The sequence below is a fragment of the Prescottella agglutinans genome (assembly GCF_004011865.1).
In the GTDB taxonomy this organism is placed as follows: Bacteria; Actinomycetota; Actinomycetes; order Mycobacteriales; family Mycobacteriaceae; genus Prescottella; species Prescottella agglutinans.
The window spans coordinates 182,080-194,401 of the sequence record NZ_RKLP01000004.1 but is presented as its reverse complement, the minus strand read 5'-3'; the positions used below and the strand labels follow the sequence as shown (position 1 = coordinate 194,401).

The following is a 12,322-nucleotide window of genomic DNA, read 5'->3' as shown; positions in this document are numbered from 1 at the left end:
CCGGCCTCCCGTCGGCGTGAACCTGTCTGCACGACCCGACCGAGGGAGCCGACCATGACCGCCACCGACCCTGCGATGACCGCACTGGCACACGGTTGGTCGGCGCTCTCGTTGCTCCACGGACGCATCGAGGGGCGGGTCGAACGCGCCCTCCAGGCCGCGCACCAGTTGAGTGCCCGCGAGTATTCGCTGCTGGACGTGCTGAGCCGCCAGCACGACGGTGAGGGCGGACATCTCCAGATGCGGCAGGTCGCCGACGCCGTCGTCCTCAGTCAGAGCGCCACCACACGGCTGGTCACCCGGCTCGAGGACCGCGGACTGCTCGCGCGGTACCTGTGTCCGACCGACCGCCGCGGCATCTACACCGACGTCACCGACGACGGTCGGCGCCTGCTGGAGGAAGCTCGTCCCACCCACAACGCGGCCCTGCGCGAGGCGCTCGACCAGGCGTCCACCGAGCCCGTGCTCGCGCCGCTGGTCCGCGCCGTCGAGCAGCTGCAGGCCGGCGCCGCGCCGGAATGACACGATGCGTCAGCCCGATGACGGCAACCGCGCGGCGATAGGGTGCGGTCGAGGAGAAACGACGACCATCCCGGGAGGATGAACGGTGCGCAACGCGGTGTCCCTGAAGGTGCAGCTCGTCGCGAAGACGGAGTTCGTCCCGCCCGCCGACGTGCCGTGGGAGACCGACGCCGACGGCGGTGAGGCGCTCGCGGAGTTCGCCGGGCGCGCGTGCTACCAGAGCTGGTCCAAGCCGAACCCGCGCACCGCGACGAACGCCGGATACCTGCGCCACCTGCTCGAGGTGGGTCACCTGTCGGTCCTCGAGCACGGCAGCGTCAGCTTCTACATCACCGGCATCTCGCGCTCGTGCACGCACGAGCTGATCCGGCACCGGCACTTCTCGTATTCGCAGCTGTCGCAGCGCTTCGTCCGGGAGAACGACGCCAACGTCGTGGTCCCGCCCGCGATCGCCGGCGACGCCGACCTCGAGGCGTTGTTCGCGAAGGCGACCGCGGCCAGCCGGGACGCCTACGCGGAACTGCTGGCCGCACTGGAGGAGAAGCTCGCCGACGTGCCGGGCGGCCCGGTCCGCAACAAGCAGGCGCGCCAGGCCGCTCGCTCGGTGCTGCCCAACGCCACCGAGACCCGCGTCGTGGTCACCGGCAACTACCGTGCATGGCGTCACTTCGTCGAGATGCGGGCGACCGAGCACGCCGACGTGGAGATCCGTCAGGTCGCCGTCGAATGCCTGCGGCAGCTGCAACACGCCGCGCCGAACGTGTTCGGAGACTTCGAAATCGTCAGGCTGCCGGACGGTTCGGAGGTCGCGACGAGCGAGTTCGACACGGCCGGTTGAGCGAGGTCGACGGCTGCTCGCAGCGGGCCGATCCCGTGGGGGTGCCGTCGTGTTCAGGTCTGCAGCGCTGACCGGGTAGCCTTCTGACCATGACCTACGGTGATTCAGCTGCATCCGTCGAGCGTCCGTTCGGCACCGTCCTCACTGCGATGGTGACCCCGTTCTCCAAGGACGGAAAGCTGGACGTAGATGCCGGCGTGCGGCTGGCCACCCACCTCGTCGACAACGGTTGTGACGGACTGGTGCTGGCCGGAACCACCGGCGAATCGCCCACCACCACCGAGAACGAGAAGCTCGAACTGCTGCGTGCCGTCGTCGAGGCCGTCGGCGACCGCGCCCGGATCGTCGCCGGCGCCGGCAGCAACGACACCGCGCACAGCGTCGAACTCGCGCGTGACGCGGCCCGCGCCGGCGCACACGGCCTGCTGGTCGTCACGCCCTACTACTCGCGTCCGCCGCAGGCCGGTCTGTACGCGCACTTCACCGCCGTCGCCGATGCCACCGATCTGCCGGTGATGCTCTATGACATTCCGCCCCGCTCCGTGGTCCCGATCGAGACGGAGACCATCCGTCGTCTCGCGGAACATCCGCGGATCCTCGCGGTCAAGGACGCCAAGGGCGACCTCAACGCGGGTGCCGAGTTGATCGGCACCACCGACCTCGACTTCTTCTCCGGTGACGACCCACTGAACCTGCCCTGGCTGTCGGTCGGCGCGATCGGTTTCGTCAGCGTCATCGGCCACCTGGTGCCGCAGCGTCTGCGCGCACTGCACACCGCCTTCATGGAGGGCGACCTCGCGAAGGCCCGCGAGATCAACCTGAGCCTCGTGCCGGTCAACCGTTCGGTGGCGCGTCTCGGCGGCGTCAGCGCGTCCAAGGCCGGACTGCGGCTCATGGGCCTCGACGTGGGCGAGCCGCGACTGCCTCAGGTCGCCCCCACCACCGAGCAGATCGACATCCTGGCGGCGGACCTGCACGCCGCGGGGGTGCTGGCATGACCCGTCCCGCACGTCGCCGCAGCGCCTCCCGTCAGGCCGGCCCCCCGATCACCGAGGCCGAGCGGACCCAACGGGTCGAATCGGCCGCACCCGCACCCGCACCCGCGGCCGAGAGCGGCGAGCGCCCTGCGCCGCAGCGGGAGTCGGCGCCCAGGACCGGCACCAGGAAGTCGCAGTCGCGCCGGTCCGGACGGTCGAAGCCGCCCGCGCCCGTCGTGGCCGACCCCACCGATCGGCTGGGACTGCCGCCCAAGGCGCCCGCGAAGGGCCTGCGGGTGGTCGCCCTCGGCGGCATCGGCGAGATCGGTCGCAACATGACGGTCTTCGAGCACCAGGGCAAGCTGCTCATCGTCGACTGCGGCGTGCTCTTCCCCGAGGACCAGCAGCCCGGCGTCGACCTGATCCTCCCGGACTTCCGGCACATCGAGGACCGGATGGACGACGTCGAGGCGATCATCCTCACGCACGGCCACGAGGACCACATCGGTGCCGTGCCGTTCCTGCTGCGTCTGCGCCCCGACATCCCGGTCGTCGGCGCCAAGTTCACGCTCGCGCTCGTCGCGGCCAAGTGCCGTGAACACCGCCAGCGCCCCAACCTCGTCGAGGTGGTCGAGGGCGACAAGACCACCCACGGTCCGTTCGAGTGCGAGTACTTCGCGGTCAACCACTCGATCCCCGACGCGATCGCCGTCGCGATCCGCACCTCGGCCGGCCTGGTGCTGCACACCGGCGACATCAAGCTCGACCAGCTGCCGCTCGACGGCCGGCTCACCGACCTCGCCGGGTTCTCCCGGCTCGGCGACGAGGGCGTCGACCTGTTCCTCGTCGACTCCACCAACGCCGAGGTGCCGGGCTTCGTCACCCCGGAGCGCGAGATCGGCGGCGTGCTCGACAACGTCATCGGCAAGGCCACCCAGCGGGTGATCGTCGCGTCGTTCGCGAGCCACGTGCACCGCATCCAGCAGGTGGTCGACGTCGCGGTGCGCTACAACCGCCGCGTCGCGTTCGTGGGCCGCTCGATGGTCCGCAACATGCAGATCGCGCAGGACCTGGGCTACCTGTCGGTGCCGGACGGCCTGGTCGTCGACATCGACACCGCCGCGAACCTGCCCGACGACAAGCTCGTGCTCGTGTCCACGGGTTCGCAGGGCGAGCCGCTGTCGGCGCTGTCGCGGATGGCGCGCGGGGAGCACCGCCAGATCAACATCCGGGCGAACGACCTCGTCGTGCTCGCCTCGTCGCTGATCCCCGGCAACGAGAACTCGGTGTTCGCGGTCGTCAACGGCCTCGCCAAGCGCGGTGCGACCGTGGTCACGCAGCAGAACGCCAAGGTGCACGTCTCCGGGCACGCGTCCGCCGGCGAGTTGCTGTACCTGTACAACGCGGTGCGGCCCACCAACGCGATGCCGGTCCACGGCGAGTGGCGGCACCTGCGGGCCAACGCGGCGCTGGCCAAGGCGACGGGCGTGCCGGAGGACCGGATCGTGCTCGCCGAGGACGGCGTCGTGGTCGACATGGTCGACGGGCTCGCCGAGATCGTCGGTCGCGTCCCCGTCGGGCACGTCTACGTCGACGGCAACAGTGTCGGCGATGTCGGCGACTCGACCCTGTCGGACCGACTGATCCTCGGCGAGGGCGGGTTCATCTCGATCTCGCTGGCCGTGGACTCCGCGACCGGCCGCGCCGTCAGCACCCCCGAGGTGTCGGGCCGCGGCTTCTCCGACGACCCGGCCGCGCTGAAGGAGGCGGCCACGCTGGTCGAGTCGGAACTCGTGCGGCTCGCGGGCGAGGGCATCACCGACACCCACCGGATCGCGCAGGCCGTCCGCCGGGTGGTGGGACGCTGGGTGGCGGAGAAGTACCGCCGTCGGCCGATGATCGTGCCGACCGTCATCGGGGTGCCGTAACCCCGACCGGGGCGGTCGCACACGACGGGTGAGGAGGATGTCCCGTCATGACCGAGCGCAAGCCGCTGCGCGCTACGTTCGAGTCGTGGGTCGAAACCCAGATCCGCGGCGCATACGAGCGCGGCGAGTTCGAGAACCTGGACGGGGCCGGTAAGCCGATTCCCGCCGGCGGGGGCGACGACTGGTGGGTGCGCGGCTACCTCCGACGCGAGGGGTTGTCCGCCGACGACCTGCTGCCCGAACCGCTGCGGCTGCGCAAGGACATCGAACGGCTCCCCGAGGTCGTGCGCACCGCGCGCAGCGAGCGTGAGGTTCGCGACGAGGTGGCGCGGATCAACCGGCGGATCGCGGTGTGGCTGCGCAACCCGTCGGGTCCGCAGGTGCCGGTCCGCCGGGTCGACGCCGACGAGGTGGTCGACCAGTGGCGCGCCGGTCGTGCCGCTGCACCGGCGGGCGACGTCGGCGTCGTCGACGAGGAGCAGCGCAGGGCTCGGCGGGCACAGGCCAGTGCCGCGCTCGCCGAGGCGGGCTACGCCGAGATCCGCAGGGGCAAAGCTCGTTTCGGCCACCGTCGCCGGCTCGCGTGGCCGTTCCGGCGGCGGCGTTCCGACGCGTGACCGTCAGGATTCCAGCTTCCCGTAGTCGACCGTGAACCACCGCTCCGGGCGCATCCGGATCACGACGGCCCTGTCGTTGAACGACTCGCCGATGAACGCTTCCGCCTCGGCGTCGGGCAGGTACCGTCGCACCAGCGGTCGGATATCGGCGGGGGTGACCTCGTCCTGGAACGTCGCCGGACCCTCCACGCTCACGTACCGGTAGGGCGGCGCCTCCTGCTGCGCGCACAGGCTGAAGCGTCCGCTGGCGCGGATCAGTCGCTCCTTGACGGTGCCGCGTTCGGTCCACACCAGGATCTCGCCGCCGGGGAGGTAGTGGTACCAGATCGGCACCGCCAGCGGGGCGCGGCCGTCGCGTTCGGCGGCGATCACCCCGACGTGCAGGTCCGCGAGGAATTCCTCCCGCTCGTTGTCGGACATCGTGGTCTTCGACATTCGTCGCTCCTCTCGCGCGTCCGGTCCCGCCTTCCCACGGTAGAAGTCGCGGACGGCGAGTTCGCGCGTTCGAGTCGAGATCCGGTTACGGTGTGGTGTGCCTTACGCCCGTGACGAACGCCACGCTCTGGTCGACACCATGCGCGCCACCGGCCCGGACGCGCCGACCCTGTGCGGCGACTGGACCGCACGCGATCTCGCCGCGCACCTGGTGCTGCGCGAGCGTCGACTGGATGCGTCGCCGGGAATCCTGGTGCCGGCACTGGCCGGTCGCACCGAACGCGTCCAGCGTGGAATCGCCCGCAAGGAGTGGAACGCGCTGCTCGAGGACGTGCGCTCCGGTCCGCCGCTGTGGTCGCCGTTCCGACTGGTCGACGAGCAGACGAACCTCGCGGAGATGTTCGTCCACCACGAGGACGTGCGACGGGCCCGGCCCGACTGGACGGTGCGCGCGCTGCCGGACGGCATGCAGGACAAGCTGTGGAGCGTCGCGACCGGTGTCGGGCGGCGCGGTTACCGCAAGTCCCCGGTCACCGTCGTGCTCGAACGCCCTGACGGCAAGCGTGCGACGGTGCGCAAGGCGGGGTCGGACTCGGTCACGTTGCGCGGCGAACCGGGCGAACTGCTGCTGCATGCGTTCGGTCGCGACGAGGCCCGCGTCGAGTTCGACGGGTCCGCCGCGAACGTGGCGGCGGTCACCGCCCTCGACCGCAGCATGTGACGGGGGCGTCGTCGGGGCAGCGATTCCGGCAGGTGAACGGGTGGGACGTGTGTTGCGGATGGTCCGGATGGGGCCGTAGCGACTAACCTGGCCTGTATGGCAGGGAAGACGAGCGCCCGCGGATCGAGTTCGACAGCATCCACGTCGAAGACCCGTGCGCGCTCGACCTCTGCCGCGCGGGGCTCCTCTACGTCGGGAAACCGGTCCTCGGGGCGCGGCGCGTCCACGTCGAGCACCCGGAAACCGGCAGGCCAGCGCAAATCGGCATCGACCCGCGGGTCGGCGGCCCGGAAGCCGGCCGCCCGCGGTGGAGCAGGCGGGCGTCGCCCCGCGGCCAAGTCCTCGCGCGGCGCCGGCACGCTGGCCTCGGTCGGCCGGGGCATCGGCGCCGGCTGGTCGATGGTCGCCAAGGGTGTGGGCGCCACCACACGGACGATGGGCAAGGCCGCCGACATCGAGCACGGCCACCGACGCGACGGCATCGCCCTCGGGCTGATCGCCGTCAGCGTCGTGATCGCCGGCGGCATGTGGTTCTCTGCCGGCGGCCCAGTGGGGGAGTGGATCGAGTCGGCGGTGCGCGCCGTCGTCGGTGCCGTGGCGGCGGTGCTGCCGATCCTGGGCGTCGCGATCGCGGTCGTGCTGATGCGGACCGAACCCAAACCCGAGATCCGGCCTCGCCTGATCCTCGGTTCCCTGCTCGTCGGGCTGCCCGCCGTCGGCCTGTGGCACATCGCGTCCGGTTCACCGGCCACCTCGAACGGGTGGCCCTCGGGCGCCGGTGTCGTCGGGTACATCGTCGCCGGTCCGCTCACCGACGGCGTGACGGAATGGCTGTCGGTTCCGCTGCTGCTCCTGGCGATGTTCTTCGGCATCCTGCTGCTGACCGGGACCACGGTGCGCGAGGTGCCCGACCGGCTGCGGTCCTGGTTCGGCACCCCGTACGACGACGACTACGCGTACGACCACGCCGACGACCCCGACTTCCACGACGACCACGACGACTACGGATCCGACGACTACGACCCGACCCTGTTCGACGCGGACGGCTACCCGAGCGAGGGCGCCGCCCCGGCCCGGCCTGCGCGGCGCACGCCCCGCGGTCGGCGCGGCACACCGGAGCAGAACTACCCGACCGACGAGGTTCACGTCGACACGGCCACCGAGGTGCTCGGGCTGTGGGATCCGGGCGATCCCGACCACGCCCCGGCACCGCCGGAACCCGAACCCGAGCCCACTCCGGAACCGGAACCTGCCGCGCCCGTCCGTCCGAAGCCGCGGGCGCGCGTCGCGCCGACGCCCGCGCCGGAGCCGGCCCCGCCCGCCGACGAGGACGCCTTCGTCCCCGACCGGGTCGTGGAGGGCGACTACGCGCTGCCGCCGTTGTCGCTGCTGGTCGAGGGCGATCCGCCGAAGCTCGGCAGCAAGGCCAACGACGCGATGATCGAGGCGATCACCGAGGTCCTGCAGCAGTTCAAGATCGATGCGGCGGTGACCGGCTACACCCGCGGTCCGACGGTGACCCGCTACGAGGTGGAACTCGGCCCGGGCGTCAAGGTGGAGAAGATCACCGCGCTGGCCCGCAACATCGCGTACGCGGTCGCGACGGACAACGTGCGCCTGCTGGCGCCCATCCCCGGCAAGTCCGCGGTCGGCATCGAGGTGCCCAACTCGGACCGCGAGATGGTGCGCCTGTCGGACGTTCTCGTGGCGCCGTCGACTCGCAAGGATCACCACCCGCTGCTGATCGGTCTCGGCAAGGACATCGAGGGCGACTTCGTCAGCGCCAACCTGGCGAAGATGCCGCACCTGCTGGTCGCCGGTTCCACCGGTTCCGGTAAGTCGAGCTTCGTCAACTCGATGCTGGTCTCGCTCCTCACCCGCGCGACCCCGGACGAGGTCCGGATGATCCTCATCGACCCCAAGATGGTCGAGCTCACGCCGTACGAGGGCATCCCGCACCTGATCACGCCGATCATCACGCAGCCCAAGAAGGCTGCCGCGGCCCTCGCCTGGCTGGTCGAGGAGATGGAGCAGCGCTACCAGGACATGCAGGCCAGCCGGGTCCGCCACATCGACGACTTCAACGCGAAGGTCAAGTCCGGCGACATCACGGCACCGCTGGGCAGCGAGCGGGTCTACAAGCCGTACCCGTACATCCTCGCGATCGTCGACGAGCTCGCCGATCTGATGATGACCGCGCCCCGCGACGTCGAGGAGGCGATCGTCCGGATCACGCAGAAGGCGCGAGCCGCCGGCATCCACCTCGTGCTCGCGACACAGCGCCCGTCCGTCGACGTGGTCACCGGCCTGATCAAGACCAACGTGCCGTCGCGTCTGGCCTTCGCGACGTCGTCGCTGACCGACTCCCGGGTCATCCTCGACCAGCCGGGCGCCGAGAAGCTCATCGGCATGGGTGACGGGCTGTTCCTGCCGATGGGTGCGGGCAAGCCGATCCGCATGCAGGGCGCCTTCATCACCGACGAAGAGATCGCGGCCGTCGTCGACTTCACCAAGAACCAGGCCGAACCCGAGTACACCGAGGGCGTCACGGCGGCGAAGGCGGGGGAGAAGAAGGACGTCGACCCCGACATCGGCGACGACATGGACGTGTTCCTGCAGGCGGTGGAACTGGTGGTGTCGAGCCAGTTCGGCTCGACGTCGATGCTCCAGCGTAAGCTGCGCGTCGGGTTCGCCAAGGCCGGGCGCCTGATGGACCTGATGGAGACGCGGGAGATCGTCGGGCCCAGCGAGGGTTCGAAGGCGCGTGAGGTGCTGGTCAAGCCCGACGAGCTCGACGGGCTGCTGTGGTCGATCCGGGGCGGCGACCCGAACGCGGCCGAGAGCGCGGACTGACCGTTCGTCCAGCGTTTTCGGGCGGCGAGGGCTACCTGTGGTTGAATGGGAAGCACTTTTGGAGGGGAGTATCCCCGATCCTGCGACAGACTCGTCAACACGAGCGGCACCGTTGCCGCTCCGGTTCTGTCGGCTGATCCGCCGCGGCGCACGCGCCGTCGGATCGGTGGGAGAGACCTCCGGTGGTGAGTCGTACCTACCGGAGGTCTATCGCTGATGCACGTATCCCCGCTCGTCTGGATCATCACCTGCCTGGTGATTCTCGGACTCTTCATCTTCGACTTCTTCGCGCACGTGCGTACCCCGCACGCCCCGACCTTCCGCGAATCGGCGTTCTGGTCTGCGGTCTACATCGGTCTGGCGATCGTCTTCGGCATCTTCGTGATGGCGGTCTGGGGAACCACGTTCGGCGGCGAGTACTTCGCCGGCTTCGTCACCGAGAAGGCACTCTCGGTCGACAACCTGTTCGTCTTCGTGATCGTCATGTCGACGTTCTCCGTGCCCCGCGAATACCAGCAGAAGGTGCTGCTGATCGGCATCGTGCTGGCGCTCGTGATGCGTGGTGCCTTCATCGCGGTCGGTGCTGCGGCGATCAACACCTACAGCTGGGTGTTCTACCTGTTCGGCGCGTTCCTCATCTACACCGCGGCCAAGCTGATCAAGGACGCCGGCCACGGACCGGAGGCCGAGCAGGACCGTGAGAACAAGCTGGTCCGGATGGTCAAGCGCGTCCTGCCCACGACCGAGGAGTACGACGGCGACAAGCTGATCACCAAGGTCGACGGCAAGCGGATGGTCACGCCGCTGCTGCTGGCGCTGGTCGTCATCGGCTTCACCGACGTGCTGTTCGCGCTCGACTCGATCCCCGCGATCTACGGCCTCACGCAGGAGCCGTACCTGGTGTTCACCGCCAACGCGTTCGCGCTGATGGGTCTGCGTCAGCTGTTCTTCCTCATCGGCGGGCTGCTCGAGCGCCTGGTCTACCTGTCGTACGGGCTGTCGATCATCCTGGCGTTCATCGGCGTGAAGCTCGTGCTGCACGCACTGCACGAGAACACGCTGCCCTTCATCAACGGCGGCGAGCACGTCGCGGTGCCCGAGATCTCGACGGTGATGTCGCTGAGTGTGATCATCGGCGTCCTCGTGGTGACCGCGGTCGCGAGCCTGATCAAGACCCGCAACGGGCCCGTCGAGAAGGGCTCCGGCGAGGCCGCCGACGACGCGGCCGTCGCGCAGAAGAAGTAGGCGAAAGCAGCGGAACCCACGGCCCCGACGTCACGTCGGTGCCGCGGGTTCCGCGTGCCTGGTCTACCTGACGAACACCCCGAAGACCGGGATCCATTCGCGGACGGTGCGGTGCTCCACGAGGTCGCGCTTCGCGAACGGATCCTGATCGAACAGGTCCTCCACGTCGGCGGCGGTGTCCGCCTCCACCATCATCAACGCGCCGCTGCCGTCGGCGAACGGGCCGGACGAGTGCACCACGCCGCGGCGGACCAGATCGGCGAGCCACGCCCGGTGGTCGGTCCGGTGGTCGTCGCGCAGAGCGGACTTCTCGGGAGCGTAGGTGTACTGGACGGCGAAGAGCGGCATGATTCCTCGATCCCGGGTTCTGGAAGGCGTCAGAGCGTCAGCAGCATACGGGTATTACCCAGCGTATTCGGCTTGACGTAGCTCAGGTCGAGGAACTCGGCGACGCCGGTGTCGTAGGAACGGCACATCTCGGCGTACACCTCCGCGGTGACGGGCGTGCCCTCGATCTCGGCGAAACCGTGCTTGGCGAAGAAGGGCACCTCGAAGGTGAGGACGAACAGCCGCTCGAGTTCGAGTTCGCGGGCCACCTCGACGAGCTTCGCGACGACGAGATGGCCGGCGCCGCGGCCCTTCACCTGCGGGTCCACCGCGACCGTGCGGACCTCGCCCAGGTCGGACCACAGGACGTGCATCGCCCCGCAGCCGATCACGGCGCCGGCCTCCTCGACGACCCAGAACTCCTGCACCGCCTCGTACAGCGTCACGAGGTTCTTCTCGAGCAGGATTTTTCCGGCGTAGATGTCGATCAGGCGCTTGATTTCCGGTACGTCCGAGGTACGCGCGCGGCGCACCTTCATCCCTTCGGCCTCGTTCCTTCCGGCTGTCGGAGTCCCAGATGTCATGTGGTGCACAGTAGTCATAGGCTCAACCGATATTGTGAGCAGTGTGCCGCCCCGATCCATCGCCCCACGCCACGTCCCGTTCGTCTCGGGTGTGCCTGGGCGAACCGTCGGATCGGTCCGGTCATGAGCACGCCGCGCCGCGACGTCAGCGCCGCTCCTGACGCCCGTCCGGCCGACGGTGTCGCGCCCCACACCCCTGTTCCGCTGGTCAACATCGCCAACATCCTCACGGTGCTGCGTATCGTGTTGGTGCCGGTGTTCCTCGTCGCGCTGTTCGCCGACGGCGGACACTCCACCGGTTGGCGGATCGCCGCCGCGTCGATATTCGCGGTCGCGGCGGTCACCGACCGCATCGACGGGCAGTTGGCCCGCAAACACGGCCTCGTCACCGATTTCGGGAAGATGGCCGACCCGATCGCGGACAAGGCGCTCATCGGCGCCGCCCTGGTCGGGTTGTCGATGCTCGGGGATCTGTCGTGGTGGGTGACCGGCATCATCGCGGCGCGCGAACTGGGCATCACACTGATGCGGTTCGCGGTGCTCCGGCACGGCGTGATTCCCGCGGGACGCGGCGGCAAGCTCAAGACGCTGGTCCAGTCGCTGGCCATCGGGCTGTACCTGATCCCGCTCCCGGACGGATTCGCGCCGTTCAGTGCCACCCTGATGGGTCTCGCGGTCGTTCTCACGGTCGCGACCGGCCTGGACTACGTCGTCCAGGCGATCCGGCTCCGGGCCGGTGTGAAGCGCGCGGGCGCATGACCGACCCGTTGACGGATGCGGCACCCGCCGGTGAAGTCATCGAGGCGCTGATTCGTCGTGGTGAGACGATCGCGACAGCCGAATCGCTCACCGCGGGTCTGCTGGCGGCGACGCTGGCCGGCGTGCCAGGCGCCAGCGCCGTGCTGCGCGGTGGGTTGATCGTCTACGCGACCGACCTCAAGGGCACCCTCGCCGACGTCGACGCCGACGTCCTGGCCGAGGACGGGCCGGTGGCGCGTCGCACCGCCGCGCAGCTCGCGGAGGGCGCGACGCGCCGGTGCGTCGCGGACTGGGGTGTCGGGCTGACCGGTGTGGCCGGACCGGACTCGCAGGACGGGCATCCTCCCGGGACGGTGTACCTGGGCGTGTCCGGCCCGGACGGCACCGAGGTCACGGCCCTGGAACTGCGCGGCGATCGATGGGAAATTCGACTCGGAAGCGTTCACGCGGCGGTGTCGAGTTTGCTCGAACGTCTGTCGCGATAGGGTTTCGGGAACCAAGAACATGCACTCGTGC

13 protein-coding genes are annotated in these 12,322 nt (G+C 69.7%); 10 read left to right on the top strand and 3 right to left on the bottom strand.

The genetic code is table 11. The features are described 5' to 3' along the window. Nucleotides 1–54: 54 nt before the first annotated feature. The 5 genes from EGT67_RS09840 to EGT67_RS09820 all read left to right on the top strand — a co-directional run bounded on the left by EGT67_RS09840 (nucleotide 55) and on the right by EGT67_RS09820 (nucleotide 4,882). Nucleotides 55–522, top strand: coding sequence for a MarR family winged helix-turn-helix transcriptional regulator (locus EGT67_RS09840; protein WP_127915882.1), 468 nt, complete (start codon nucleotides 55–57; stop codon nucleotides 520–522). Nucleotides 523–607: 85 nt separating this feature from the next. After that, the gene (gene thyX, locus EGT67_RS09835) at nucleotides 608–1,360 is read left to right on the top strand and encodes an FAD-dependent thymidylate synthase (RefSeq protein WP_127915881.1); all 753 of its coding nucleotides are present in this window, start codon (nucleotides 608–610) and stop codon (nucleotides 1,358–1,360) included. An 89-nt stretch (nucleotides 1,361–1,449) separates the two neighbouring features. After that, nucleotides 1,450–2,358: a 4-hydroxy-tetrahydrodipicolinate synthase gene (gene dapA / locus EGT67_RS09830; protein ID WP_127915880.1), complete on the top strand. Its 909-nt coding sequence runs from the start codon at nucleotides 1,450–1,452 to the stop codon at nucleotides 2,356–2,358. After that, nucleotides 2,355–4,265, top strand: coding sequence for a ribonuclease J (locus EGT67_RS09825; protein ID WP_127915879.1), 1,911 nt, complete (start codon nucleotides 2,355–2,357; stop codon nucleotides 4,263–4,265). Before dapA ends, EGT67_RS09825 begins: the two co-directional genes overlap by 4 nt. 47 nt (nucleotides 4,266–4,312) lie before the next feature. Further along, the gene (locus EGT67_RS09820; RefSeq protein ID WP_127915878.1) at nucleotides 4,313–4,882 is read left to right on the top strand and encodes a DnaJ family domain-containing protein; all 570 of its coding nucleotides are present in this window, start codon (nucleotides 4,313–4,315) and stop codon (nucleotides 4,880–4,882) included. Nucleotides 4,883–4,885: 3 nt separating this feature from the next. Here EGT67_RS09820 and EGT67_RS09815 read toward each other — a convergent pair whose 3' ends face one another. After that, nucleotides 4,886–5,317 (bottom strand): pyridoxamine 5'-phosphate oxidase family protein, encoded by a 432-nt coding sequence (locus tag EGT67_RS09815; RefSeq protein WP_127915877.1) that lies wholly within the window; start codon nucleotides 5,315–5,317, stop codon nucleotides 4,886–4,888. 97 nt (nucleotides 5,318–5,414) lie between these two features. Between EGT67_RS09815 and EGT67_RS09810 the strand changes: the two genes are divergently transcribed. From EGT67_RS09810 to EGT67_RS09795, 3 genes are all read left to right on the top strand, one after another. Further along, on the top strand, nucleotides 5,415–6,038 hold the full coding sequence (locus EGT67_RS09810; protein WP_127915876.1) for a TIGR03085 family metal-binding protein: 624 nt from the start codon (nucleotides 5,415–5,417) through the stop codon (nucleotides 6,036–6,038). A 96-nt stretch (nucleotides 6,039–6,134) separates the two neighbouring features. Further along, a complete protein-coding gene (locus tag EGT67_RS09800; protein ID WP_206612335.1) occupies nucleotides 6,135–8,891 on the top strand; it encodes an FtsK/SpoIIIE family DNA translocase in 2,757 nt (918 codons plus the stop codon). Nucleotides 8,892–9,107: 216 nt separating this feature from the next. After that, nucleotides 9,108–10,136: a TerC family protein gene (locus EGT67_RS09795; protein ID WP_127915874.1), complete on the top strand. Its 1,029-nt coding sequence runs from the start codon at nucleotides 9,108–9,110 to the stop codon at nucleotides 10,134–10,136. A 63-nt stretch (nucleotides 10,137–10,199) separates the two neighbouring features. Here the strand turns inward: EGT67_RS09795 and EGT67_RS09790 are convergent, their stop codons facing one another. Then, nucleotides 10,200–10,484 carry a YciI family protein gene (locus tag EGT67_RS09790; RefSeq protein ID WP_127915873.1) on the bottom strand — a complete coding sequence of 95 codons (285 nt, stop codon included), beginning with the start codon at nucleotides 10,482–10,484 and terminating at the stop codon, nucleotides 10,200–10,202. Nucleotides 10,485–10,513: 29 nt separating this feature from the next. Next, complete coding sequence (locus EGT67_RS09785; RefSeq protein ID WP_127916063.1) at nucleotides 10,514–11,002, bottom strand: amino-acid N-acetyltransferase; 489 nt, start codon at nucleotides 11,000–11,002, stop codon at nucleotides 10,514–10,516. A 168-nt stretch (nucleotides 11,003–11,170) separates the two neighbouring features. Between EGT67_RS09785 and pgsA the strand changes: the two genes are divergently transcribed. After that, a complete protein-coding gene (gene pgsA / locus EGT67_RS09780; RefSeq protein ID WP_127915872.1) occupies nucleotides 11,171–11,806 on the top strand; it encodes a CDP-diacylglycerol--glycerol-3-phosphate 3-phosphatidyltransferase in 636 nt (211 codons plus the stop codon). Further along, the gene (locus EGT67_RS09775; protein WP_127915871.1) at nucleotides 11,803–12,291 is read left to right on the top strand and encodes a CinA family protein; all 489 of its coding nucleotides are present in this window, start codon (nucleotides 11,803–11,805) and stop codon (nucleotides 12,289–12,291) included. The genes pgsA and EGT67_RS09775 overlap by 4 nt, the downstream gene beginning before the upstream one ends. Nucleotides 12,292–12,322: the final 31 nt, after the last annotated feature.